Consider the following 25,388-nt stretch of genomic DNA (forward strand, 5'->3'; position numbering starts at 1 on the left):
CTTTGAAGTATCTTATGCGCAACTGGGACTATTTTTTAAAAGAAGTAAAAACATCAATTGGTTTAAATTTAATACCCAGCTTTTTTTCCTTCATCTGTATTGGCTTGATATTTTTTATTCTGGGCATTATTGTTTCGGGATGGTGGATAAGCAGTAATGTGGTAGAGGCTGTTCAGAGGGAAGCTGAAATCAATGTTTTTTATAATGACAGTCTTGGTGAACCTGAAGCGGCCCAATTAGTCCAGAGCATAGGCAAAATTTCAGGGGTTAGACAGGCCCGCATAGTAAATGAGCAGGAAGCCTATAACAGAATGGTTAGTATACTGGGCTCAGAGGCTCATGTCCTGGAAGTCTTTGAGGACAATCCCTTTAGTACTTTTATAGAAGTTAATATAGAATTAGGTAAAACCAATGAGGTTCTAGAAGGAATCAGCCAGCTTCCAGACATTGAATATATAAGAGATAATAAAGAGGTTCTGTCACAGCTGGAACAAATAGTTAAGGTTTTAAGCCTCATTGGTTATCTTGGAATTATCACTGTAAGTACTGCAACATTAATAATAACATCTCACATTATACGTCTTGGGATTTATTCAAGAAAAGAACAGATTAATACTCTGCGTTTATTAGGTGCTCCCGAGGGATTTATTGCACTGCCCTTTTTATTAGAAGGACTTCTTCTGTCAGCTTCTGGCGGAATACTGGCTTTCATACTAACAGGCTGGAGTTTAAATCTTATTTATGCCCAGATTTATGGCTCATTAGCTTTTATTCCCCTACCGTTAGTTAATGATTTAATTATTAAGTTGGGTATGCTCATAATTGGCTTGAGTATAGCTTTTGGTTTATCTGGAAGCTTCATTGGGCTTTTTTCAGCAAGAAAATCAGTTTAATACATTTAAATATAGGATAAGTCAGGCCTTATGCCTGACTTATCCTATATTTATGCTGCATATTAAATGTTCCCTTTTAATTTACTTTACTTATTATTGCCCTACCGTACTGCCGCCATATATTGTTCATTTTCATAAGCCCTTGCAAGGAGGTCTACAATGTGTAGAACTTTATGTTTGTGTCCCCCAAGATTTAGGCTGCCTTGAATTCTGTTCTTGCAGGCCGGACATGATGTAATAACTGTATCTGCTCCAGTTTTTACAATACTGTCAATCTTTTTCTGGGTAATTGGAACTGCTATTTCCGGGTAAAAGCCCTGGAACATGCCTCCAGCACCACAGCAGTTATTGGCACCCTGCATTTCAATATATTCTATTCCAGGCAGTTCTTTTAATAATTTCCTTGGTTGAGCCGTAATACCCTGGGCACGTATAAGATAGCATGGGTCATGATAGGTAACCTTTCCATATAATCCCTGGAGGCCTGACAAATCTATTTTTAATACATCAACTAAATATTCATTAATATCCTTGACCTTAGATGCCAGATTGTTTGCTTCTTCATTATTCTTTTTATCAAGATTGTCTTTATAGGTTTTCAGCATGCCGCCACAGGACGCACAGCCTGTAACAATGGCGTCAACATCTAACTTGTTAAACAAATCTATATTATGCTTTGCCAGGGTATTAAAGGTTTTCACCTCGCCATAGACAAGCTGTGGTGTTCCGCAGCACAGCTGCTCCCTGGGTATAATTACTTCCACATTATTGGCATGGAGAACCTTTACCAGATTATGTGCCGTATCAGCAAGAGAGTGATTAAACATACACCCTACAAAGAAAGCTGCCCTGGATTTAGGGTTTTTAAGCCTTGGGAGTTTATCTATAGTATCCAAAAATGCCACCTCAGCCACAGGCAGACCTGCCACATCAATACCCCTAAAACCGTGGAGCCTCTTTAAGCCTTTTACCATTTTTGCGGATTTAAATGAGATTTTCCTTAAAGAATTATTGGCCAGAATGCGTTTTAAGGCTATTTTTTTGGGAAAGCTCAAGCCCCTTGTTTGAGCAAGATCCTGTCTGGCAGCTAGTATTAGCTGGGCCGTTGGCACGCCACTTGGACATGTTTTGGTACATTCAAGACAGAGAGTACAGCTGTTAACTGCATCTTCATAGAATTTGTTTCTTTCCAGGATACTATCTGCAACTGCCTTTATTAGCTTAAGTCTGCCCCTGGCACAGTTAAACTCGCTTAATGTCTCCTTATATACACGGCACGTTGCCTGACAAAATCCACACTTATTGCAGCTGTTTAATTTCTCATAGATTTCTTCGGTGTTTAATATGCTCACAGTTTTACACCCCCAAAACTTTTCCGGGATTTAAAATGTTGTTTGGATCAAACAGCCTTTTTATCCCCTTCATCAGCTCAATTGCCTCTTTGGAAAACTCCCACTCAAGATACGGCAGCTTTAGAGTACCTATACCATGTTCCCCACTTAAAGTACCGCCAAGTTCTAGAGCAGCCTTGCATATTTCCCCCTCAGCATGGTGAACCTTTTCTACCTCTATCTTGTCTCTCTCATCAAAGAGCACAAGGGGGTGCAGGTTTCCGTCACCTGCATGGGCCAGAACTCCTATGGGCAAGTTATATTTTTGGGAGATCTCCACTATTTTATTTACAATAGCCGGCATTTTATTTCTTGGGACTGTAACATCCTGTAGTGAGTAGGATGGCCTCTTGCGGGCAACGGCCCCAATTACAGTTCTTCTTGCAAGCCACAGCTGATCAACCTCTGCAGCAGACTGCGCCACCTTAAATTCTCGAACATTATTTTTTTTGCACACCCCGTGTATTGTTTCCACCTGCCCAGGCAGGTCTTCTTTATAACCATCCACTTCTATTAACAATATGGCTGCGGCATCCCTTGGCAAGCCTACCTTTGTGTGGTCCTCAGCACAGTTAATTAACAAATTATCCATCATTTCCAGGGTAGTTGGAACAATACCTGCACCAACAATATCAGCAACAGTATTGCTGGCATCCTCTATTCTATCAAAGGAACACAGCATGGTTTTTTTAGCTTCCCATATTGGTGTAATGCTCACTATTATTTTGGTGAACACTCCTAAAATACCTTCAGAAGCTATCATCAGCTTGGTTAAGTCATATCCATCATTGGTAAATTTATTTTTACTTCCTGTAACAACCACTTCACCTGAAGGCAGAACCACTTCCAGTCCTCTAATGTATTCTCTGGTAACACCATATTTTAAGCACCTTGGACCACCTGCATTTTCTGCAACATTGCCTCCTATTGTACATACCTTCATACTGGCTGGATCCGGTGAATAGTAATATCCATAAGGAGCAAGAAACTCTTGAAAATCAGCATTAACAAGGCCTGGTTCAACTACAGCCAGGTTGTTTTGGGTATCTATTTCCAACACCCTATTCATCCTTGTTAAATTTAATACAATACCTCCCTTATGAGGTACAGTGCCACCGCTAAGGTTTGTTCCTGCTCCCCTTGATATTACAGGAAGTAAGTGCTTGTTTGCCAGCTTTATAATCTGTGCAACTTCTTCAGTGCTAGTTGGAAAGACCACTGCATCAGCAGAATACTCTGTTAAGGTGGCGTCATAACCATAGTCAAAGCACTCATCCTTTTTTGACAAGACGTTTTTTGGCCCTACAATACTTTTTAGTTCTTCCATGAGAGCTGATGAAATCATACTAAACCACCTTCCTTACTCAACAATAGTTGTTTAGGGGCAAAAAGCTCACGCAGACCATGTTCCAATTTATCTATTGTTTTGATATGTGAACCAATTCCAATTTTTTCATGGGCTATTTTGCCATCCAGCATACGAACAGTTTTAAGCAGGTCCTGGTCAAAAGCCTCCAGCTTGTTGGTATCACCCTCCACAAAAAGATCAATATTAACCAGTCCGCTGTGAATTATTAACTCAAGCTCCAGGCCTAACTCTTTAGTTTTATTCTCCAGGAATTGAGCCATGCTTTCCAGCTTGGAGGGAAGCACATTTATATCATAAGAGGTTTGCCCCTTGTAAAGGTCAGCAGCCCCAAAATATTTCTGCCAGATAAGATTACTCTCATCTTCCTGGTCAATAACTGCAATGGATTTTACTCCAAACTTTTTATAAGCAACTTCAACTTCTGCCCTTTGACGATCAAGTGATTTTGCAAAGCCTTCTAGCTCAGTTAAGACTGCTGTTTGACCAGGATTTATCCCTGGCAGTCCAATTTTTCCTGCCAGCCCAGGGGTAATTACCTCATTGCGAGCTGGATCTAACCTCCTGGCTGCAAGACTCTGGGCAGCACCAATGGCATCAGATAAGGAATCAAATCCGCATATTAACATCTTTCTTGCCTCAGGTTTAGGCAGCAGGCGAATTATTACCCTGGTGACTATACCTAATTGATTTTTGGAGCCAATGAAAAGGCTCATCAAGTCAAGGCCAGAAACGTATTTGATAATCTTACCACCAAGGACAATTACCTCGCCTGAGTATAAAACAACTTCCATGCCCAGGACAAATTCTCTCCACCTGCCATATCTGGCAGAATTAAAGCCTATGGTGTTGTTGGCAAGGGCTGTTATCAAAAAACTGTCATAATCCCAAATAGACACAGGCGGAAAATAAAAGCCTTGTTCCAGGAGCTGCCATTGCAAGCTATTAAGGGTCATTCCTGTCTGCACAGCTGCAGTTACATTATCCCTGTCAATTTCAATTAGTGCATTAAGCTTACTTAAATCAAGGACCAGTTTTTTTGCATTTTCCTCACTCAGATCATGATTGGGCTTTTCCCTGATGGTTATCTGGGCGTTAGCATTAGAGGCCAGCTTAAGCACACTGCTAACCTGATCTGTGTTTGCTGGATAAACCACCACCTTGCCTTTGTTCTCTTCCACATTTTCCTTTCCCACAACAGCAATTAACTGATTACCAAGGCTTTGTTCCATTGTATCTCCCCTCGCTAAATAGTTATAAGAACCTTGATTTTTATTAAAATAAAAAAATCAAGGCTGTACACCTTGACCCCTGAATTTAGGACTAAAAGGCAAATACACAAAGTACTTCGTATTCTGCATACCATTTCTTTTGCCTTCCCCTGTCCTTTTGCCTGAGAGAGTTAATCCTTCGGCGCTTGCACTACAAGTCTCTCCAGAGGCACGTCCCGAGCTGGTCCCATCACGTATATACTTGTGAACCTGAGAGTTTCAAGCCATAGACTCTTGCCCCTTCGGCTGGCACAATTCACCAATTTCCCAACCCTTTCATCCGTTTAATATTCTGTTTATTTCATTGTAGTTTACATTTCTGAAAAATGTCAAGAGTTTTACTATTAATATGTATTACAATTAACATAATAAAAATAAATGCAGATTAAGAGTTCAGCATTCAACTATAACCCAACCCTATCATTTTAACCTGCTTAGTATTAAAGCTGTGTAAATCTTTACAGCATCATAAAAGGATAATGGATCAAGTCCTGTAGATTCTGACAGCTTTTTTAGCCTGTATGTTAGGGAGTTGCGGTGAAGAAATAGCTTCTTGGCAGCCTCACTAACATTTAAGTTGCTGTCGAACAAAGCTATTAATGTTTTTTCCATCTCCTGCCGCTGCTTGGCTTCAATATGTTCAGCATTTGCCAAAAAAGAAGTAATCAGACTGCTCTTTATATTATCATCCATTGTGTCCAGGCCTTTTTCTAATAACAAATCTTGAATATGAAATACCTTTGCTTCATCATTCACCTTCATGCCAATTTTAATTGCGTCACATGCTTCTACATAGGAGGCCTTCAGATTCAGCCAGTGGATCTGCGTTGAACCAATTCCTATTACAGCATTAAAATTATGCTCACCTAATTTATTAGACAGCTCATTCATGCTTTTTATAAATGCAGCTTTGCTGCGCTGCTTATCATCCACTCTTTTTAAAACTACATACCTTCCGCTGCCCATATATACAATAAGGTTTTCCTTGTGCGAAAACTGGTATTCTAAAATCCTTAGAATTTCATCACTATGTATTTGTCTTTCCAATTCACTGCTCAATAAGCTTCTGTTATTCTGGCCACTAACCAGGTCAATTACAACAGCCTGCCTTTCTAAAAGAACATCTATCTCAAAGTTGCGGCCTCGCTCAATAAAAGAATCCAGATCAGAACCGAATTGTCCTAGTATAATATCTTTTATATAGTTATCCCGAGCATTTTTTTCAGCTCTAAGCTGCTTTGTTAAAAAATCCTGTCTAAACATCATTTCCGTAGTCATTTTAACCAGGGCACCATAATTTCTAATCTCTTCCGGATCACCTGTCATCCCAACTACTCCAATTATTTTATTATTAAACTCTATGGGATACAGGATTCCCGGTTGAACGCCTTTGTATTTTTTTGCTTTCTCCAGGGGAAACTCATCACTAAGTCCAGTTCCTATAACTTCATAGGCACCCTCATGAAAGGTATTCAGACGCTCTTTTTGCCCAGAACCAATTATATAGCCTTTGTCGTCAAAAATGTTAACATTAATTTTGATAATTTTCATTGTCTTATCAACGATTTCTTGTGCCAGTTCGTGGTTTAACAGCATAATACCCCTCCTTTAATATGACTATTATTTTCCTTGCAATTATAAATAATCCTTTTAAAGCAGTTTTTTAGCTTTAAAAATTTTACAGGATAATTAATTCTATTAAAGGAGAGGCTTCTTCCATGGCTTTATTCTATTTATTTAAAGAATAGTGAGGGTATCCATGTGGAAAGCTGCGGGAATAAAATAATTAATAATAATGTTATACTTAATGGTATTAAATATGGAAGTGCAGCTCTTGTAACTCTAGAAACTGGTATTTGTGCCACATCACTCATTACAAAAAGACATATGCCAAAGGGTGGCGTGATAATTCCAATTACTAATGCCAATATAAAAACTACTGAAAAGTGAATAACATCAATACCTGCCATATGCACTACTGGTAGTATGATTGGTGTCATGAGCAGGATAGCAGCAGTAGTATCCAAGAATGCTCCTACAGCTAAAGCTAGTAAGGCGATAATAATGAGCAGCCCTACCTCGCTTGTTGTAATACCTGTTAATGTAGATGCTATTAGCTGCGGCAGGCCGCCCAGGGTTAATATCCAGCTAAAGAAACCTGCAATTGCGAAAATGAACATGAAAACTCCTGTCATTTCCACAGCTTCTTTTAATGTATCCCATAACTTCCTAAGGGTTAATTCTCTGTAAACTATACCCAGTATTATGGCATAGTTTATAGCTAAGACAGCCGCTTCTGTGGGAGTTACTATACCCAGTAATATTCCTCCCAAAATAATTACTGGCGTCAACAAGGGGAAAAAAGACTTTAGAAAGGCTCTTAATACCTGCCCCCAGGGTACCCTTGTAATAGGCCAGCTTCTTCCTTCTTCAGTATATTTGGCTCTCCAGTAAACTAAACCCATAATACTAAGCCCGCACAATATACCAGGTATTATGCCAGCCAGGAAGAGCCTTCCAATAGAAATCTCAGCTGTAGCACCCAGGACAACCATTACAACACTTGGAGGAATTATAGGTCCAATTACTGCAGAAGCAGCAGTAAGTCCTGATGCAAAATCAGTAGTGTACCCTGCCTTTTTCATCATCTTTAATTCAACCTGCCCTAATCCCCCAGTATCACCAATAGCTGTACCAGACATTGAAGCAAACAACATACTGGCTAACGCATTGGAATGGGCAATTCCCCCTGGAAAACGACCAACCAAGCCAACGGCAAAATCAAAAATCCTATCAGTTACACCGGCACAGTTCATCATTCTACCTGAAAGCAAAAATGCTGGTAATGCTAGTAAAATAAAACTAAAAAGCGATCCGGTCATTCTATGACTAATGATTTCTATAGGTGCAGCTGGATTTAATATAAGATAGCTTAAGGAGGCAACTCCCAGGGCAAAAGCAATGGGAGCACCTAAAATCATAAAGAGCAGAAATAAAAATATTAGTACCAATACTATAGTCAAAATATAACCTCCTCTCCCTGGAACATCCCTGCTTTTCTACAGGTTATAATTCGGCACTTCTGGAACCATGTTGAACTGCTGTACTGCCTTTTTCGAGAATTTCTAAATTTCGGTAAATATACACTAAAACCATATATATTCCCGAGGTGAGAGGAGCCAAGTAATATATACTTCTAGGTATATTTAAGGCCACACTAAAGTGCCTTCCTGTAGCTCCATATAATTTAAAAGCTCCAAAGATCATTACAATTAAAAACACTAAAATAAAAATGTTTAGAATAAACTCTAATACAACAGCAGTTTTTGGGGAAAGCTTTTGTGGCAATAAATCTATTGCCACATGCTTGTTTTTTGCAACTGCAACAGCCGCCCCAAGGAAAGCTATCCAAACGAATAGGAATACCCCTAACTCTTCAGTCCAGGCAAATGGAGAGTTAAAAACATAGCGACTAATTATACCAGTAGTAATGGTTATTATAACTAAAGCTAAACAAAATGCTCCCAAGGTAACCTGTATTTGTGCTCCAACTTCTATTATTTTTTTTAGTAAGTTTTTTAAGCTTTTCACTATTATCCCCCCTGCCAGTATAGAGGCACTCTATTTTAATTCTTGAATTTGCTTGAACAATCCTTTACTCCAAACCCCTTCTTGTTCAAGTTTATCTGCTGCTTCAAACATGAGGGCAACAAAGGGCTCAACGTCAATATCTTCGATGATTATTGCTCCTTCATTTTTTAAGTTTTCTACTACTTTATCTAAATTACTGCTTACCTGCTCAGTATACCAGTGCCCTGCTTCAGCAGCTGCTTCAATTAAGACCTGCTTTTGATTATCACTTAAGCTGTTAAATTTGTTTTCATTTATTAAAACTGCCAGGTTATCTCGAATATGGTTAGTCATTGTAACATAAGGTGCCCCTTCATAAAACTTCATTGAATAAACTGCATCCAATGGGCCTTCGGCCGCATCTACTACTCCCTGGGATAAGGCTAGATACACTTCACCCCAGGCAATCTGAGTTGGACTTGCTCCTAGTGCACGCACTGACTCAAGATATGTTCTAATCTCTGGCACCCTCATTTTGAGCCCACTCATGTCCTCTATAGAGTTAATTGGTTTATTTGAAACCATTACACGGGGAGCTCTTAAATATCCCTGATTTAAAACCCTAACATTTCTTTCTTGTAAAAATGTCTCTTCAACCCTGGTCATTAATTCACTATTTAGATACTTTTTAAAGTGCTCTTCGCTGGAAAAGGCAAAGAATAAACTGTCTACCTGCTTGTCAGGCACAAACTGGGCAATGAATGAAGCTGCATCAATAAACATGTCTTGAGAACCCATCATAACTCCTTCAATCTGACTGATTGCATCTCCAAGCTGGGAAGCGGGATATACTTGTATTTCAATTGTTCCGCCGCTTTTTTCTTTAGCTATTTCCGCCATCTTGTACATTGCCTTTGTAGCATTATCTTCCGTTGACTGGATTCCACCATAGGTCAGGGTTACTTTTTTTTCATCATTATTGCTACCACTGTCAGCGTTATTGTCCTTGCCACCACAACCAACAGCCAAAAATGCTACTAAGCTCAACACTAATGCCAATACAACTGCCTTTAGCATATTTCCTCTCATTTATAAACAACCTCCCTGAATTTAGTCTTAATTTCTCTTGAAATTTTGTGCAGCATCAATAATGGCTCTTACATTTTCTACTTTTGTTTTGGGCGCTAAACCTCCTCCACCAGATAATAAAAATCCTCCACCATTCCCTCCCTGCTTTATAGCCTCAACAGCACAATCATATATTTCTTGATAAGATTTTTTCTGGACTACCTTAACAGGGTCTAAATTTCCCATCAAGCATAATTTATCGCCCACTGCCTTTTTGATTTGAGCTACAGGATCAGCTCCAAAGTTATAAATATTGAAACCTATTTGAGTCAGCTTGTCATAAACATGATTTGACCTGCCCTCATTATGCCAGAGCCTTAAATTGGCATAATTAAATTCTTGGAATATTCTCTTTAAATAAGGCATAAAAAACTCATCAAAGTGGGCTGGCGAAAGCTGGGTGCTTACATGGTCAACAACAAACAGTCTAGATAGTTTTCCATTGCATTTTTCCTGGGCTTTTATCCAACTTATTAATCCCTCTGTAACAATATCTAATAGCTTATGAACCATGGCAGTATTAATAAAAAAATCAATAAAAAATTTGTCATACCCTCTAAGCATCGCTGCAGTTTCCACTGGTCCAATGATAAAGGCGTGTCCCTCAAAATATCCATAGTCTTTACTTAAAAAAGCCTTGGCATTTTTCCTCAAATATGACCATTCTTCCAGGACCCTTGGCATCAAACCATCAGTATTGGGATTTATTTGCTTTAATTTTAGAATATCATCTATTTCATGAATGCATCCATGGGCATAAGGTGCATCGTCATCTAACCATAATAGCTCTGAGCCATATGCCGAGGCTTCAACTACAACTCCATAGTCAGGGAATATTCCCGGAAACAAAATTGCTTCTGGAAAAGTCTCCTGCAGTTTAGTTAATATATTTAATTTAATGTCTGGATTTAAGTAATACTCCTTGCAATTAACACCAAACATACTTGGCATCCAGGGTGCCACATCCCATAGGGCTACAGGTACTGGATAGGTTTCTTCAAAATTCATAGCTTTATTTAATCTGTCTACTACATTCATCAAGCCAACCTCCCGCTTTCTCCATATTTTATTGCTTCCACTGCTTTTTTAACTGAATTAACAATACTATTTTCAATTTGTCTTTTTAGCAGGCTTTTGGAAACTGGAAAAAATGCAGTTTTCTCCATGTCCACAATACCTGGATCTTCCTCCATACCTTCCTGCATAATACCTAGAACTGGTATTTTATATTTTTTTGATAATCTGGCTATTACTTTGGGAATACTGCTGTTAACCTTGCTGTCTGGTAATTTGCCGCAGCCCGTTACTACTAAATCAATGTGCTCCTTTTTCATCAGGGTTTCCATTTCTAATAAATCAGCAATTGTTTCAGCTCCACTACACAGCCTTGCTCCCAAAACAGCCATAAGCCCAGCTGCTATTCCCCCTGCTGCACCTGTTCCTGGAATATCCTTAACCCTTTTCCCAAGCTGGCGTTCTACTACATAAGCAAAATTCAGCAGGGTTTCATCTAATACTTTTGCTGCCTCAAGTGAAGCTCCTTTATAAATTGCGAAGGAAAAAGATGTGCCCGTTATTCCACATAGGGCATTATTTACATCGCATAAACCAATAAAACTTACATTATTTATTTGTCGGGATACCTTTGAAACATCAATTGCAGCCAATTGTTTTAGTCCTATTGCTCCCTTGGGTATTTGCTCCCCCCTTGCATTTAACAATCTAACTCCCAGGGCCTGCAGCATACCAGCACCTGCATCATTAGTTGCAGAACCTCCTAATCCTACGTATATTTTCTTACATCCTTGCTGTACGGCAGCAGAGATTAGTTCTCCAGTTCCGTAAGATGTTGTGTACATGGGGTTTCTATAATCTTTTATTAAAGACATTCCTGAGGCAGATGCTACTTCCACAACACCTGTCTCTCCATCATTTAATAGAGCATAGCTTCCTCTCACAGGTTCACCAAGGGGCCCAGTTACCTGTTCATGGTAAAGCATTCCTCCCCTTGCTTTGACCAGAGCTTCTGCAGTACCAGAATCTCCATCAGTTATCATGAATTTTCTAACTGAAGCATAAGCATGCTGTTGTTTAATGCCTAGTTCTATCAAAGAAGCCACATCATATGACGTAAATAAATCCATTAAACCACTTGATGCTATAACAATTTTTTTCATCACTCCACCTGCAGGCTAATATTTTTTAAATAATTTAAAAAGTCTATATATTAATTTTGGCTTGGATGCATATTTTCCTCCAGCACATTGCATAAGATAACAAGTGTAAAATTCTAAATTTTCTTGCTAATTGCACAATTATAAAATAATGTAAATATTATTATTAATACTTTCAATGCCTATGTTCTAATTCTAAATTCAGTTTTTGAGAATTGTATTTACAAACAAAAACCGTCAACAAAGTTTTTAAACACTTTGTTGGCGGTTTATTATTGCTAATTATGCAGCTTCATATCACCAAGCTTAATCAAATCTTTCCCTCGCATAAATTCAGATATTGCCAAGGTCAAGACTATGGGCAAAATGAAATGCAGAAGTCCTATTTTCAAAAGAACAGTTGTACTAAAGCCCATTGCATCCAGGGTTCCAAATTGTCCCACAAGCCCACTTGTTCCCATTCCTGCTCCAGCTGCTACATTTTCCATACGGAAAATAGTGGTGGATAATGGCCCAATAATTGCACCGGCTAAGGTGGGTGGTATCCATATTAGTGGGTTTTTTACAATATTAGGAATTTGGAGCATGGAAGTCCCTAAACCTTGTGATACTATACCACCCCATCCATTTTCACGAAAACTAGCCACAGCAAAACCAATCATTTGTGCACTACAACCTACAGTAGCCGCCCCAGCAGCTATTCCTCTTAAATCCAGCATAATAGCCAGAGCAGCACTAGAAATAGGCAGGGTAAGAGTCATGCCCATTAACACAGATACTATAGTCCCCATTAAGACAGGCTGCAACTCAGTTGCTTTCATTATAAGTACTCCCAAGGAAGACATTAACTGGCCAATTACAGGACCAACAAATGTACCGGCAGCAACGCCTGTAATAATTGTCATAATAGGTGTAATAATAATATCAATCTTCGTTTCCCTGGAAACCAACTTCCCAAACTCAGCACCAATAACTGCCGCCACAAAACAGCCTGCAGGCCCACCTAATTGATAACCAGCCATCCCAGTAACAGTAGAGGAAAACAAAACCAAGGGAGGGGCTTTTAAACCAAAAGCAACTGCCACCCCAATTGCCGGACCTGCCATTGCCATGGCACTTGTTCCATAAGTAATTAAAATCTCCAATCCTGTTCTTTCCCCCAACACTTTAAGGATTAAACCCACTATTAAAGAACTAAAAAGCCCCAGAGCCATGGCACCCAATGCTTCAACACCATAGCGTTTTATTGTAAATTCAATATTTTTTCTCTTTAGAAAACCTGAGATGCCTGCATTTTCGGTCATTAATTACTAACCTCCCATTCTCTATTTTTCTAACTTTAGGATACTAAATACCATCATATATATTATTTTTTTCCTCTTTCTTCTTAATAATTTACATTATCCTTCATATTGCCAACAGAAACAATAAAAATCAGACTCTCATTGCCTGATTTTTATATGCATTCATAATTAAAATACTTATTACTCTTAAAAGACCTTGGCCAGAGCCAGTTCCTGCCCGGCTTCAAGATGGTCCCTGCGAAGTATTTCCATGGCCTCTGACAGATTTTCCTGTCGAATTGCTTCCACAAATTTGTAGAGGCCAGCTATAATCTCTTCAACATGTCCTTCTCTTTTTTGGGACATTAGACCAATACGAATTAGTTCATCTTGATTACTTCTGTAGATGCGATTAATCCGTTCATTCTCATAAATGCTGACAATTTCCATGTGCATCTCAGTATCAGCCAGCTCCCATTCATAGAGATCTTTTTGAGAAGCCTTAATGCGCACAACCTTCTCTTCAATTCTATGGGAGTATTCCCAGGTTTTTTTTAGATCAAATATCATCTCCAGTGCATTACTTTCCAAAAGGCTGCGGATTTGATATATTTCTAAAACATCCTTCCTGGTAATGTCTTTAACCCGAATTTTTTTGCGATAGTCAGCAATAAGCCACCCTTCATTTTCCAAACGCCTGACTGCCATACGAATGGGCATTCTGCTGGTTTGTAATTCCTGGGCTAGGCCTGCTTCTGTTAGAGATGAACCAGGCGGATAAGTCAGATTTATTATTCTTTTCTTGATGATTTCATAGGCCATATCCATAAGGGACTGACCTGTATCTGGACTTCCCATTATATCACTCCACAACTAAATATTGTTACCTCCCACTGTCCTTGATAAATCCGCCACCTGCCCTTATGGGAACACCAGGCTTTTGCAGGGACAAAAATTTAGCTCGTTCCAGGATTTCCTCCTGTGATGGCGGCATTATATCTTTTAAGGCATACTCTAATTGAAGATGCCTGTAAGTTTCCATTCCCAGGCGATGGTAAGGCAGCAGTTCTATTTCTTTAAGCTTTTTGAGATTTTTGCAAAACCCAGCAGTTGCTGCTAGATTGGCATCTGAATCATTGATGCCAGGGATCATTGGGACACGCACAATTACATGCACCGGATAAGGCGACTGGTCAATCCTTCGAAGATTATCAAGAATTAAAGAGTTATCAGTGCCAACCAACTTTTTATGCTGCTGCGGATCCATATGCTTGATGTCCACATAGATAACATCCAGCCACTGTAAAATTGACTTTACCTTTTCCCAGGAGGCCTGAAGGCTGGTTTCCATGGCAGTGTGAATTCCTAGCCCCTTGCAATTTCGTAAGACTTCCGATACAAAATCTGCCTGGCTTAAAGGCTCACCACCACTTAAAGTAACACCGCCTCCTGAATGAAAAAAGAATATTTCATCTTTTGTAATTTCACGCACTGCTTCTTCTACGGACATACAGGTGCCATACTTTTTTAAAGCATTACGCGGACAGTTTATGACACAATGAAAGCACTTCCTGCAGCTTGAGCTTGTGTATTTTATTTTTGAACCATCTTCTGTGCTAGAAAGAGCTCCCCCGGGGCAGGATGCGACACATGTACCACATCCCACACAGCTATTACAAGCATATCCTAGTTCAGGATCGGGACTCTGGGACTCAGGAGTTGAACACCAGAGGCACTTTAGAGGACACCCCTTTAGGAAAACCACCGTTCTCAAGCCCTGGCCGTCATGGATGGATGACCGTTCAATTCTTAGAACAGTCCCCATCATCGTATTGGTTTGCTTCATTAGTTCACCCCACAGAAATCCCATGGTGTATGGTACGTCCAATTATCTCATCCTGCACATCCTTACCCAATTCTACGAAATAAGCTGTATAGCCTGCCACACGAACCAGCAGCCCTTTATATTCATCAGGGTATTGCTGGGCACGAATCAGCTTTTCCTGATCAATTACATTAAACTGCACATGGTATACGCCAAGGCTGCACATACTCTTGAGCAAATTCATCATCTGGGTTATTCCATTTTCCGTGTTTAACATTGCTGGCTCAATTTTCATATTTAACAATGTCCCCTGGACAAACCTAGCATGGGGAATTCTTGCAACTGATTTGAGGACGGAACCAGGGCCGTTAAAATCTGTACCTCCACTGGGGCTAACCCCATCAGCAAGGGGACTCCAGGCTCTGCGCCCAGATGGAAGGGCGCCAACCTCCAGGCCAAAGGGAGTATTTCCAGAAACAGGCAAGATGCCAGGTGTCATACGGCCATATTTGCTGCTGTATTGTTCAATCTCATCTGCAATAAAAGTAAACATATCCCCTGCTATATCATCTACCATGGGATCGTCGTTTCCATACTTGGGAGCATCAAGGCATAGCTTGTAAAGCCTTTCATACCCTTGAAAATCCTTGTCCAAGGCAGCTAATAGTTCTGACATGGTAGCCTGCTGCTTCTCGAAAACAATATACCTGACTGCTGCAAGGCTATTGATAAGGTCGGCCACACCAATAAGAATAATTCCATTCCCAGTATTGTATTTTGCTCCGCCCCAGGCATAATCCTTTGCCCTTTGGATGCACTCTTTAAAAGTCAATGAAAGGGCAGGACATGGGCGATTCATACCAATTTCGTCTATGACATGGCTTCCCTTTACTACTGCTTTTACAGCATATTTTATATGGGTCTTTACTGCTGCAAGAAAATCATCATATGTCTTGAAATCAAGTGGGCTGCCGGTTCTTGCAGAAATGTATTTCCCGCTTTTTCTATTTTTCCCATCTAAAAGGGCAAATTCAACCATGCTGCCCAGATTAATATCTGCAAGGGCAGTATACTGACGCAATCTTCCTTCAAGGTTGGTTTCCACACATCCGCAGGGATTCCAGTTTAAGGCCTCTCTTAAGGGAATACCCTTGTTCATAAGCATCATAATTCCCAGATCATCATTATGAAACGCTGGAAAACCTGTTCCAAGGCTCACCAGTTCAACAACCTTTCTCAAAAAGGAGTTGGGGTTTTTGGCCAAGCTATAACGTACTGAAAGTGATGGTTGGTATAACTGGACATCCATTGTTGCCTGGAGAATCATATAGGAAAGGTCATTTACTGCATCCCTGCCGGTATGATCTACACCTCCAACACACACATTCTGAAACATGGGATACCCTGCGGCAAACTCTGCCGTGGTTGCATCCTGGAAAAGGCATGGCTCACTAAACTTTATCCACAAGCAATCAAGAAGCTCCTGGGCCTCATCAGGTGTAATACGCCCAGCATCTAGATCGGCCTTGTAGTAAGGCCAGAGATACTGATCCATTCTTCCCGGGTTATAGCTGGCAGCATTTTGTTCCATAAAAATACATATATGATAGAGATAAAAGGATTGAAGGGCTTCTCTAAAGGTTCTTGCAGGATTTGCAGGAACATAACGGCATATTTGTGCTATTTCCTGGAGCTCTCTTTTTCTCTGAGGGTCCTCTTCTATGGAAGCCAGGCGGTCAGCTTCAGCAGCATAGCGCTCGGCTAATTTCATTATACCCTCGGCCACAATGAGCAGGGCTTTTAAATAGTAGTCCTGCTCGTAATGGCCAGGTATGGTTATATCCAGTTCTGCTCTCCTCTTTTCTACTACCTTTATTATTCCAGCTATCCCTTCTTTAATAAGCCATTCATAACCGGCAGTGGTTTCTCCCCATCCTCGAACAGCCTTACGGTCAATATAAACCACTCCATTATCCCGCAATTCACGGGTATCATCAGGAATCTGGGCAAGCCACTCTTCATAATTTGATTTGCCTTTCCAATATGGCCTGATCTGCCCTTCGAAAACTTTTCGATCCTCAGGTTTGAGATAAAAGGGATCATACTTGCGCTCACTAATTGTTTCCAATTCATCATTAAGTACTGACCAACAGGAATCTGCACACAAGATGCCAGCTCGTATCTTGCTTCCAGAACAGCCAACAATCAACTCATCATCCCATATGGTTACAGTTTTTTCCAAACATTGTTTACGGAAGGCTTTAGCTTTTCGTACCACTAGCGGTTCACCTTCAGCCTCTTTAAAACCCTCAGTAAGTATCCTTGCATTTTCCAGGTCCATCTCTGGGCGGGTTTCGAGGACTCTATTCTTAAGTCGCTTTATACGTTCCATATACCCTGGCTGCTGCCCTTTATCAGACATATGAACCACCTCCACTATTTATTAATGTCCAGACGCACAATTTTAGTTTTTAGACCTTTTGGTCTTTTTTGGGACCCAATTTTTATTTTGGGATCCTAAAATATTTATATCACCCTATCATACATATGTCAATTCATATTAAAAATTCTCATCTAACCCCTGACACAATGATAAAGCAATTTTGAAGATTTTTTAAATTTTTTGTGAAGAAAAAGGTTTTTGGTGCCAATTTATCGAATTTGGCAAATAATAAATAAACAAGGGGGGATTAGTATGTTTAAAAAACTATTAATTTGTAGTGATTTATCAGATGCATCTAATGCTCTAATTAATTGTGTGGGCCAACTTAAAAACGCAGGAGTTGAAGAGGCACTGCTGCTGCATGTAGTTTATGAAACTATTCCTTTTGAAACTGAAGAGGTTCAATTAGAAAGATTAAAACCTATCATAGATGAGAACCATCCTACTTCACAAGCTATATTGGACAAGCTAGAAAACCAGAGAAGTATTTTAGATGCAGCCGGCATTAAAACAGTTATAAAAACTGTTCATGGTATACCTTCCCAGGTAATAACAGAGGAGGCAGAAAAGCAAAAGGCATCTGCAATATTCATGGGCACCCATGGCAAGGGAATTTTAAAGAGAGCTACTATAGGAAGTGTATCCTCTGAAGTCCTTACCATGACAAGGATACCTGTCTTTCTAGTTAAGACTACAATAAGCAAGGATGAAGTCACCCTTGCCTGCAAAAGAATGTTTAATCGCATATTGTACCTAACTGATTTTTCAAAAACAGCAGTAAGGGCACTAGATTATGTAGAAAAACTTGTTGGAGATTTAAAGGTACCAGTTACTATACTCCATGTACAGGATACAGTAGATATTGACGGTTTAATTCACTCAGTTCCTGAATTAGATCCTAAAGTAATCAAGGATATTCAAGATAGAAACACTAAAGCAGTTGAGAATGATTTAGTGTCTATAAAAACCAAGTTAGAGGCTGCTGGAGCTGCCAATGTAGATTACCAGCTTGCCAAGGGGCGGCCTATTGATGTGATTATGAAAACCATTGAGGATAATAAGGATCTATCCCTTGTAGTAATGGGAAGCCAGGGCAAGGGCTTTGTAAAAGAATTGTTTATGGGAAGCCTAAGCCTGCAGGTAACCCGTTACTCCCCAATCCCAGTGCTGCTTATACCAGCAAAGTCCTAAGAGCAAAGTTTACATCTATAACAATCCGGCTTTTAGTTTATCTAAAAGCCGGATTGTTAGTAATTTGCTATATCCCTGCATTATAAAATGTCAATTTGTCAAGCCTGACCCTCAATTCTACTCAATTCTAAAGGAGGATAATCGTTAATGGATAGTGAGAAGATTTATGATTTAATGGAAAAGCTTTACATTGAAATGCAGAAAGGCTTTGAAAAGGTAGACAAGCAGTTCCAGCAGGTAGATAGTAAAATAGACAGTTTGGATAACAGAATAGACAGTTTGGATAACAGAATAACTAATTTAGAAAACGAACTAAAGGATGTTAAAAAAGTTGTCTTAAAAATAGAACATGACCATGGGGATAAACTAAAAGCCCTATTTGATGGATTTAAACAGAATTCAGATAAGCTTGACCGTATTGAAGCAGAGGTAACAAAACACGATGAATTTATCCTAAAGAAAATAATTAAATAATCCTTGGAGGTTTAAGGGGACATATATGTTTTCTAAAAACTTCCAAAGAAAGTGCTATCTAAGATTGAACTAAGTGAAAACATAAAACTCCATGGGTTAAGGCTTAAAGATATAAAAACAACAGCAAATATATACGCTCATGTAACGCCTAAGAAAAAAGAAAAAGCCGCCCATAAAATGGACGGTTTGTTAAGAAAACATTCCTAATTACATTACAATTGCATTACATTGGATAATTTGCAGATTATCCAAAACTTAAAATCCTTTGATTTCAATGGAGCCCACAGCCGGACTTGAACCGGCGACCTTCGCCTTACCATGGCGACACTCTGCCTGCTGAGCTATGTGGGCGCATAATGAAAGAGGACACACCCCATTATAGCTAGATTCTGGAATCGGGGAATGTCCCCGCTAAAATGCCTTAAAATAAAAATTGGTTGCGGGGGAAGGATTCGAACCTACGACCTTCGGGTTATGAGCCCGACGAGCTGCCAGCTGCTCCACCCCGCAACGAATGTTGTTAATGCTATTAAATTAAATATGGTGGAGAGGACTGGATTCGAACCAGTGAAGGCTGAGCCAGCAGATTTACAGTCTGCCCCCTTTGGCCAACTCGGGAACCTCTCCATATAAATGTCAGTCATTGTTTCTCGTTGACTGACAAAAGTTATTATATCATGCTGCTAGAATTAAGTCAATAAAAATATGATGGCAATTTATGGTTTAAGCTTCCCTTTTTTCAAGGTATCTTTCTAGCTTTCTCTTGACCCTTTGAAGGGCATTGTCAATGGACTTAACATGTCTTTTCAACTCGTATGCTATTTCCTGGTAGGATTTGCCCTCTAAATATGACATTAAAACCTTCCACTCAAGAGAACTTAAGATCTCGCCCATTTTTTCCTCAATATCACCAAACTCTTCCTGGCTAATAATTAGTTCTTCCGGGTCGGTAATTTTGGAGCCGGAAATAACGTCTAGCAATGTTCTGTCAGAGTCTTCGTCATAAATGGGTTTGTTAAGAGATACATAAGAATTCAGAGGAATGTGTTTCTGTCTTGTGGCAGTTTTAATAGCTGTAATAATCTGTCTGGTAATGCACAGTTCAGCAAAAGCCCTAAATGATGAGAGCTTGTCGCAGCGAAAATCTCTAATGGCTTTATAAAGACCAATCATGCCTTCTTGAATAATATCTTCCCGGTCGGCTCCGATCAAAAAATACGACCTGGCTTTGGCCCTTACAAAATTCTTGTACTTATTAATTAAATACTCTTGAGCTGCATCGTCTCCTGCCTGAGCAATTTCCACAATGTCTTCATCAACCAAAACTTCGTAGCTAAGATACATATCGCTTTGAGCATTTACACTCATGGCATCGCCTCCACTTGAAGTTTAAATAAAAAGGTATTTCTATAATAAATACCCTCTAAAAGTATATTCATTTATAAATACCCTCATCACAACTATACGCAAGTCTTGTACACAACTTGCCAAAAACTTTCACGGAGGCAAACAAATTAGTTTGTCCATCTCAACGCCATAATTATACATTAAAATGCTTCTAAAATCAACTTTATTTTCCTCAACGTGGTTTGCGCCGCCATTCTTCCAGCTTTTTTTTAATTTGCAACTCAAGTCTATCTTCTATGGATTTAATCTTTATGGGTGAATTACTGGACTTAGAATTAATTATTTCTTCTGCAGCAGTTAACCTGTGCATAAGCTCCCTAGACGTCATCCTTAAAGCACCTTTTCCAAGGATAATTCTCTGCTCATTCCAGTCATTGGTTACAACTGTGATCTTACTGCGTGAGGGAATTTCACTAATCATTCTTTCAATCAATGCATCAGCCGTTTCTCCTGCCTTTGTATAAAAAATCTGCACCCTGCCCTGATTAAAGACTGTTCGCATTTTAGCATCAGACAGGTGGGCATCAAAGACAATAATTATATTTATATCCTGTATTCCCTGATAATTCTGCAGCATTTCAATTAGTTTATCCCTGGCCAATTCCAGGTTGTCATTTTTTAGTTCTATTAATAAAGGCCAGCTATTTATAATATTATAGCCATCTATAATTAGATATTCTTCCAACACATCACCTACTTATTGCCATGCCTAAAATATTCTTTGTTTTAAGGCTTCATACAAACATATTGAAGCTGCTACAGATGCATTCAGGGAGCTTATATTACCAACCATGGGCAATCTTATTAAAAAATCGCATTTTTCTTGAACCAGGCGGCTAATGCCCTTGCCCTCTCCGCCAACAACAAGCACAAGGGGCATCTTCAAATCAACTTCATAGATTGTCTTTTCACCCTTTGCTTCACAGCCAACAACCCAGAAGCCCATTTCCTTTAATACAACAATTGTCTGGGCCAGGTTGGTAACCCGTGCCACAGGCACATATTCTATGGCACCGGCACTTGCCTTGCTTACAATTCCTGTTAATCCCACATTGCGTCTGTTAGGTATAATCACTCCCGCAGCACCTACTGCATCACAGGTTCGAATAATTGCGCCAAGGTTATGGGGATCTTCTATGCCATCAACCATTAATATTACAGGGGCTTCTGACAAGGGTTTTCTATGCACAATCTCTTCCAGGGGCACATATTCCTTAACAGCTACCATGGCTACAATACCCTGGTGTTTATTTGTTTCAGCAAGATCATCAAGCTTTGTTTTAGCAACATTTTGAACAGGAATTTTATTAGCTTTTGCAATATTTATAATCTCTTTGAAAACCCTATCCCTGGTGACACTTTCACCTAAAAATATTTTATTGATCTCGCGCCCTGCCCTAAGTGCTTCTAAAACAGAATTTTTTCCTGCAATGGCTTCATTCATTTAGTATACCTCCGTGTCAAAGGTTAAGACTTTACCTGAAGTGACTGGTATCTTGATAATACCTGATCTCTATTGCCGCAAGTCATTTTTCCTTCAGGGCACTTTGTAGTAACACAGCTCGGTCCTGCCTGGGAGAAGATGTTTGGAGCTACTTCCTTAACAGCCTTAAGCATTTGCCAGGCCAGCTCCCTTATTTCCCACTGGGCCCTGCTGCAGCATCTAAGTTTAAAAAAGTGATATAACTCTCTAGCATTCATGGTTAGAATCATTTTAGTTTCTGCAGCATTGGGTAAAATAAACCTGGCATCCTCCTCCGCTCCAGAATTTTTTCCTCCCAGGATTTCATACCATTTGTTATACCATGACTGCATCTGCTTCATTTGTGCAATGTATTGGCTTACATAATTCTCACCTAATTCCTTTATACGTGGCGGTATTATGTAATTAAAGGTTTCTTCATCATTTGCTGTTTCCGATACATATCTTTGTGACTTTACACTAAAGCTTGCTATTCTATGCCTTGTGATCTGGGCCAGCAGTGCCCTGGATACTCCTTCAATGCCAAAGGTAAAGGATACATGCTCTATTGTAGATAAATGACCCAGGGATAGTATCTTACTTATGAAATTCTCAAGCTCACCTGGAACCAGGCCTCCCTTCAGTTCATGAATGTCAAGGGGCGAATAGCATAATTTTGCTGCCAGGGCTACTACTTCTTCAGGCTCTGACGTATATTTGATTAAAGCTACATTTAAGCTGGTTTCTCCCATAATAATTCATCCCACCTATGCTTCTTTTTCTAGCTCTAGCATGTTTAATATCTCCATTAATCGTTCCTTTTTGTTTTGCAAATATAAGTACCCTAAAAGGCTTTCCAGCCCCGTGCTGTACCGGTAGTCTGCCACATCAGCGTTTTTTGGCACTGTAGACTTTGTGTTTCTACCCCTTTTCATTATTCTAATCTCATCCTCATTTAGGTTTTCAGTAATTTTTCTTGCAAAGTCGGCCTGGGCTGATGCCTTGACATATTTTATTGACTCGCAATGCAGCTGATTAACCTTTGATGGACCTCGTGTAACCAGGTGAGTTCGAACATAAAGCTCATACACTGCATCGCCAATATAAGCCCAAACAAGGGGATTCATGAATTCTGGATTAACGTCATTAGCTTCCAGGTTAAGATCTAGATCCATCTCCCTGCTCCTTCTGTAATAATTTCCACTTGGTCCCCTGGGGACTGTCCTCTAATACAATACCCTTTTCTTTAAGCTCATCTCTTATTTTGTCTGCAAAGGCCCATAGTTTTTGCTGACGAGCATGGGCCCTAACCCCTATGAGTATATCCATGAGATCGTTTGCCAAACTATCTGAGGCCTTGTCTGGGTCATCCTTTGTATCAAAGAGCAGGCCTAAAACATTACCCCCTAACTGTTTTAAAGCTGCTGCTGCTTTATTAAGAGCTTCTTTAGTTTTTTCTGTAATTACAAAGGACGGAGAATTTATAATACCATTAATCTCTCTTGCAAAATCAAATAACGCCGCAATGGCAAGGGCGGTATTAAAGTCATCATCCATTGCTTCAGTAAATTTTCTTTCAAGATCTTCTACTATATTATATATTATATTGTACTCTTTATCTTCCTGTTGTACAGGGCTTTCCAGAAGCTTTGATAAGGTTGTGCTCAAGTTTTTTATTTTTTCCAGGCTCTTGGTGGCTACAACTAATTTCTCATCATCAAAGTCCAAGGGGCTTCTGTAATGTGTTGCCAGGAGGTAGAATCTAACTGCATCTGGCGAGAACTTCTCCAGTATCTCTCTTACCAGAAAGAAATTGCCTAGAGACTTTGACATTTTCTCTTGATTTACAGTGATGAAGCCATTATGCAGCCAATACCTGGCAAAACCACAGCCACAGGCCTGTGATTGGGCAATCTCATTTTCATGATGGGGAAAAACCAGGTCATGACCTCCACCATGAATGTCAAATTGTTTTCCCAGGTATTTTAGTGACATGGCAGAGCACTCAATATGCCATCCAGGTCTTCCCTGGCCCCAGGGACTATTCCAGGAAAGTTCCCCTGGCTTTGCTTTCTTCCACAGTGCAAAATCCAGTGGATTTTTTTTGCGTTCATCAACTTGAATTCTGGCACCTGCTTTTAATTCATCAAGACTTCTGCCAGACAGCTTACCATAACCTTCAAATTCCCTTACATCAAAGTAAACGTCCCCGTCAACTTCATAAGCAGCACCACTAGCAATTAATCTATCAACCATTTGAATAATATCATCTATATGCTCACTAACCCTCGGGTGTACGTCAGCCCTTTTTACATTTAGCTTGTCAGCGTCCTTGAAGTATTCTTCAATGTATTTTTTTGCCAGATCTAGAGGAGCTATGCCCTCCTCCCTTGCCTTGTTAATAATTTTATCATCTATGTCAGTAAAGTTTTGCACATAGGTTACACTATAGCCCCTGTATTCAAAATATCTTCTAATGGTATCAAAAACTACTATGGGCCTGGCATTCCCAAGATGAATAAAGTTGTAAGTGGTAGGGCCACATATATACATCAAGACTTTATTTGCTTCAATTGTCTCCAGTGGCTCCTTTTTTCTCGTTAAGGTATTATAAAGCTTAATCATTTTTTTGTTTCCTCCAGCTCTTTTATGCGGTCCTCAAGTTTTCTTATACGCTCCTCCAGGCATTCTATCATTTCAGAGACGGGATCTGGTAATTTGCCATGATTTAAATCTATGGCACTATCTTTTTGCACATGAACACAGGTGGCAACCTTTGCGCCATCTCTCTTAACAATTCTACCAGGTACTCCCACAACTGTACAGTTAGGAGGCACATCCTTTAAAACTACTGAGCCCGCACCAATTTTAACATTATCACCTATGGTTATGGAGCCTAATACCTTGGCACCTGTGCTGACAACCACGTTATTGCCAATTGTAGGGTGCCTCTTGCCCTTTTCCTTGCCGGTCCCCCCAAGGGTAACTCCCTGGTATAGGGTTACATTAGAGCCTATCTCTGTGGTTTCTCCAATTACCACACCCATTCCATGGTCTATAAAAAGCCCTTCTCCAATCTTTGCTCCAGGATGTATTTCTATGCCAGTAAAGAATCTGCTTATCTGCGAAAGAAAACGTGATAAAACTATAAAGTTCCTTTTGTACAGCCAGTGGTTGAGACGATGCATTAAAACAGCATGAAAACCAGGATAATTCAGGATGACCTCTAATACACTTTTAGCTGCAGGGTCTCTCTCAAAAATTATTTGAATATCTTTTTTAATTCTCTTAAACACGATATCTCCCCCTATTTTTCAAACGGTATATTTACATTATTATTCTATTATTCCTAAAAACATATAGGCTCACTAAATAAAGTAAAATAAAATAAAAAATCCTTCGCTAATCTATCAGAGGCGAAGGATTCCCGCGGTTCCACTCTGTTTGGATAATAATATCCCACTCGTACAGCCAATAACGAGGCCAGGCGTAACTACCTAATTAAATAAA

General features: G+C 39.7%; 23 protein-coding genes, 3 tRNA genes, 1 riboswitch and 1 other annotated feature (1 of these 28 only partly in view). Of the genes, 3 read left to right on the forward strand and 23 right to left on the reverse strand.

Annotated features, from left to right (window positions below):
• Nucleotides 1-2: 2 nt before the first annotated feature.
• Nucleotides 3-893 (forward strand): cell division protein FtsX, encoded by an 891-nt coding sequence (locus tag K364_RS0117805; protein WP_028309148.1) that lies wholly within the window; start codon nt 3-5, stop codon nt 891-893.
• Nucleotides 894-994: 101 nt separating this feature from the next.
• On the opposite strand, the gene K364_RS0117810 is transcribed toward K364_RS0117805, so the two are convergent.
• The 13 genes from K364_RS0117810 to K364_RS0117870 all read right to left on the reverse strand — a co-directional run bounded on the left by K364_RS0117810 (nt 995) and on the right by K364_RS0117870 (nt 17,323).
• Nucleotides 995-2,245, reverse strand: a complete 1,251-nt coding sequence (locus tag K364_RS0117810; RefSeq protein ID WP_028309149.1) for a (Fe-S)-binding protein — start codon at nt 2,243-2,245, stop codon at nt 995-997.
• Between the two features lie 4 nt (nt 2,246-2,249).
• Nucleotides 2,250-3,629: an FAD-binding oxidoreductase gene (locus tag K364_RS0117815; RefSeq protein ID WP_028309150.1), complete on the reverse strand. Its 1,380-nt coding sequence runs from the start codon at nt 3,627-3,629 to the stop codon at nt 2,250-2,252.
• Nucleotides 3,626-4,882, reverse strand: coding sequence for an FAD-binding oxidoreductase (locus K364_RS0117820; RefSeq protein WP_028309151.1), 1,257 nt, complete (start codon nt 4,880-4,882; stop codon nt 3,626-3,628). Before K364_RS0117820 ends, K364_RS0117815 begins: the two co-directional genes overlap by 4 nt.
• A 139-nt stretch (nt 4,883-5,021) precedes the next feature.
• Nucleotides 5,022-5,098, reverse strand: a riboswitch (glycine riboswitch).
• Nucleotides 5,099-5,341: 243 nt separating this feature from the next.
• Entirely contained in the window at nt 5,342-6,517 is a 1,176-nt protein-coding gene (locus K364_RS0117825; RefSeq protein ID WP_028309152.1) for a CdaR family transcriptional regulator, read from the reverse strand.
• A 137-nt stretch (nt 6,518-6,654) separates the two neighbouring features.
• Complete coding sequence (locus tag K364_RS0117830) at nt 6,655-7,944, reverse strand: TRAP transporter large permease (protein WP_051534190.1); 1,290 nt, start codon at nt 7,942-7,944, stop codon at nt 6,655-6,657.
• Between the two features lie 43 nt (nt 7,945-7,987).
• On the reverse strand, nt 7,988-8,512 hold the full coding sequence (locus tag K364_RS0117835; RefSeq protein ID WP_028309154.1) for a TRAP transporter small permease: 525 nt from the start codon (nt 8,510-8,512) through the stop codon (nt 7,988-7,990).
• A 30-nt stretch (nt 8,513-8,542) separates the two neighbouring features.
• Complete coding sequence (locus K364_RS0117840; protein ID WP_051534191.1) at nt 8,543-9,580, reverse strand: TRAP transporter substrate-binding protein; 1,038 nt, start codon at nt 9,578-9,580, stop codon at nt 8,543-8,545.
• Between the two features lie 27 nt (nt 9,581-9,607).
• On the reverse strand, nt 9,608-10,657 hold the full coding sequence (locus tag K364_RS0117845) for a uroporphyrinogen decarboxylase family protein (RefSeq protein WP_028309156.1): 1,050 nt from the start codon (nt 10,655-10,657) through the stop codon (nt 9,608-9,610).
• Nucleotides 10,657-11,796, reverse strand: a complete 1,140-nt coding sequence (locus K364_RS0117850; RefSeq protein WP_035270053.1) for a glycerate kinase family protein — start codon at nt 11,794-11,796, stop codon at nt 10,657-10,659. The genes K364_RS0117845 and K364_RS0117850 overlap by 1 nt, the downstream gene beginning before the upstream one ends.
• 275 nt (nt 11,797-12,071) lie before the next feature.
• Nucleotides 12,072-13,097 (reverse strand): PTS sugar transporter subunit IIC, encoded by a 1,026-nt coding sequence (locus tag K364_RS0117855; RefSeq protein WP_028309158.1) that lies wholly within the window; start codon nt 13,095-13,097, stop codon nt 12,072-12,074.
• A 186-nt stretch (nt 13,098-13,283) separates the two neighbouring features.
• Complete coding sequence (locus K364_RS0117860) at nt 13,284-13,934, reverse strand: GntR family transcriptional regulator (RefSeq protein ID WP_035270056.1); 651 nt, start codon at nt 13,932-13,934, stop codon at nt 13,284-13,286.
• Nucleotides 13,935-13,959: 25 nt separating this feature from the next.
• A complete protein-coding gene (locus K364_RS0117865) occupies nt 13,960-14,922 on the reverse strand; it encodes a glycyl-radical enzyme activating protein (protein WP_028309160.1) in 963 nt (320 codons plus the stop codon).
• A gap of 4 nt (nt 14,923-14,926) precedes the next feature.
• Nucleotides 14,927-17,323: a glycyl radical protein gene (locus tag K364_RS0117870; RefSeq protein ID WP_028309161.1), complete on the reverse strand. Its 2,397-nt coding sequence runs from the start codon at nt 17,321-17,323 to the stop codon at nt 14,927-14,929.
• A 273-nt stretch (nt 17,324-17,596) separates the two neighbouring features.
• Between K364_RS0117870 and K364_RS0117875 the strand changes: the two genes are divergently transcribed.
• Together K364_RS0117875 and K364_RS0117880 are read left to right on the forward strand one after the other, a co-directional pair.
• Nucleotides 17,597-18,535: a universal stress protein gene (locus tag K364_RS0117875; protein ID WP_028309162.1), complete on the forward strand. Its 939-nt coding sequence runs from the start codon at nt 17,597-17,599 to the stop codon at nt 18,533-18,535.
• A 147-nt stretch (nt 18,536-18,682) separates the two neighbouring features.
• Nucleotides 18,683-19,009 carry a hypothetical protein gene (locus K364_RS0117880; protein ID WP_028309163.1) on the forward strand — a complete coding sequence of 109 codons (327 nt, stop codon included), beginning with the start codon at nt 18,683-18,685 and terminating at the stop codon, nt 19,007-19,009.
• A 275-nt stretch (nt 19,010-19,284) separates the two neighbouring features.
• On the opposite strand, the gene K364_RS0117890 is transcribed toward K364_RS0117880, so the two are convergent.
• From K364_RS0117890 to cysE, 10 genes are all read right to left on the reverse strand, one after another.
• Nucleotides 19,285-19,360, reverse strand: a tRNA-Thr gene (locus tag K364_RS0117890).
• An 83-nt stretch (nt 19,361-19,443) separates the two neighbouring features.
• A tRNA-Met gene (locus tag K364_RS0117895) sits at nt 19,444-19,519 on the reverse strand.
• A gap of 31 nt (nt 19,520-19,550) precedes the next feature.
• Nucleotides 19,551-19,636 (reverse strand) — tRNA-Tyr (locus K364_RS0117900).
• Nucleotides 19,637-19,732: 96 nt separating this feature from the next.
• On the reverse strand, nt 19,733-20,377 hold the full coding sequence (sigH, locus tag K364_RS0117905) for an RNA polymerase sporulation sigma factor SigH (protein ID WP_028309164.1): 645 nt from the start codon (nt 20,375-20,377) through the stop codon (nt 19,733-19,735).
• Nucleotides 20,378-20,588: 211 nt separating this feature from the next.
• Nucleotides 20,589-21,101 carry an NYN domain-containing protein gene (locus tag K364_RS0117910; RefSeq protein WP_028309165.1) on the reverse strand — a complete coding sequence of 171 codons (513 nt, stop codon included), beginning with the start codon at nt 21,099-21,101 and terminating at the stop codon, nt 20,589-20,591.
• A 24-nt stretch (nt 21,102-21,125) separates the two neighbouring features.
• The gene (gene rlmB, locus K364_RS0117915) at nt 21,126-21,860 is read right to left on the reverse strand and encodes a 23S rRNA (guanosine(2251)-2'-O)-methyltransferase RlmB (protein ID WP_028309166.1); all 735 of its coding nucleotides are present in this window, start codon (nt 21,858-21,860) and stop codon (nt 21,126-21,128) included.
• A 23-nt stretch (nt 21,861-21,883) separates the two neighbouring features.
• Entirely contained in the window at nt 21,884-22,630 is a 747-nt protein-coding gene (gene thyX / locus K364_RS0117920) for an FAD-dependent thymidylate synthase (protein WP_028309167.1), read from the reverse strand.
• Between the two features lie 15 nt (nt 22,631-22,645).
• The gene (locus K364_RS0117925; protein ID WP_028309168.1) at nt 22,646-23,053 is read right to left on the reverse strand and encodes a Mini-ribonuclease 3; all 408 of its coding nucleotides are present in this window, start codon (nt 23,051-23,053) and stop codon (nt 22,646-22,648) included.
• Complete coding sequence (gene cysS, locus K364_RS0117930) at nt 23,037-24,500, reverse strand: cysteine--tRNA ligase (protein ID WP_028309169.1); 1,464 nt, start codon at nt 24,498-24,500, stop codon at nt 23,037-23,039. Before cysS ends, K364_RS0117925 begins: the two co-directional genes overlap by 17 nt.
• Nucleotides 24,500-25,174, reverse strand: coding sequence for a serine O-acetyltransferase (gene cysE, locus K364_RS0117935; protein ID WP_028309170.1), 675 nt, complete (start codon nt 25,172-25,174; stop codon nt 24,500-24,502). Before cysE ends, cysS begins: the two co-directional genes overlap by 1 nt.
• Nucleotides 25,175-25,287: 113 nt before the next feature.
• Nucleotides 25,288-25,388: a binding site (T-box leader), on the reverse strand (it continues 117 nt past the right edge of the window).

This window comes from Desulfitibacter alkalitolerans DSM 16504 (genome assembly GCF_000620305.1).
In the GTDB taxonomy this organism is placed as follows: Bacteria; Bacillota; DSM-16504; order Desulfitibacterales; family Desulfitibacteraceae; genus Desulfitibacter; species Desulfitibacter alkalitolerans.

Bases quoted from the DNA above. Each gene is read 5' to 3' on its own strand.
- K364_RS0117815 (WP_028309150.1), bottom strand. From the start codon at position 3,629: ATGATTTCATCAGCTCTCATGGAAGAACTAAAAAGTATTGTAGGGCCA.
- K364_RS0117820 (WP_028309151.1), bottom strand. From the start codon at position 4,882: ATGGAACAAAGCCTTGGTAATCAGTTAATTGCTGTTGTGGGAAAGGAA.
- K364_RS0117825 (WP_028309152.1), bottom strand. From the start codon at position 6,517: ATGCTGTTAAACCACGAACTGGCACAAGAAATCGTTGATAAGACAATG.
- K364_RS0117840 (WP_051534191.1), bottom strand. From the start codon at position 9,580: ATGAGAGGAAATATGCTAAAGGCAGTTGTATTGGCATTAGTGTTGAGC.
- K364_RS0117845 (WP_028309156.1), bottom strand. From the start codon at position 10,657: ATGAATGTAGTAGACAGATTAAATAAAGCTATGAATTTTGAAGAAACC.
- K364_RS0117850 (WP_035270053.1), bottom strand. From the start codon at position 11,796: ATGAAAAAAATTGTTATAGCATCAAGTGGTTTAATGGATTTATTTACG.
- K364_RS0117855 (WP_028309158.1), bottom strand. From the start codon at position 13,097: ATGACCGAAAATGCAGGCATCTCAGGTTTTCTAAAGAGAAAAAATATT.
- K364_RS0117860 (WP_035270056.1), bottom strand. From the start codon at position 13,934: ATGGGAAGTCCAGATACAGGTCAGTCCCTTATGGATATGGCCTATGAA.
- K364_RS0117865 (WP_028309160.1), bottom strand. From the start codon at position 14,922: ATGAAGCAAACCAATACGATGATGGGGACTGTTCTAAGAATTGAACGG.
- K364_RS0117870 (WP_028309161.1), bottom strand. From the start codon at position 17,323: ATGTCTGATAAAGGGCAGCAGCCAGGGTATATGGAACGTATAAAGCGA.
- K364_RS0117875 (WP_028309162.1), top strand. From the start codon at position 17,597: ATGTTTAAAAAACTATTAATTTGTAGTGATTTATCAGATGCATCTAAT.
- K364_RS0117880 (WP_028309163.1), top strand. From the start codon at position 18,683: ATGGATAGTGAGAAGATTTATGATTTAATGGAAAAGCTTTACATTGAA.
- sigH (WP_028309164.1), bottom strand. From the start codon at position 20,377: ATGAGTGTAAATGCTCAAAGCGATATGTATCTTAGCTACGAAGTTTTG.
- rlmB (WP_028309166.1), bottom strand. From the start codon at position 21,860: ATGAATGAAGCCATTGCAGGAAAAAATTCTGTTTTAGAAGCACTTAGG.
- thyX (WP_028309167.1), bottom strand. From the start codon at position 22,630: ATGGGAGAAACCAGCTTAAATGTAGCTTTAATCAAATATACGTCAGAG.
- K364_RS0117925 (WP_028309168.1), bottom strand. From the start codon at position 23,053: ATGGATCTAGATCTTAACCTGGAAGCTAATGACGTTAATCCAGAATTC.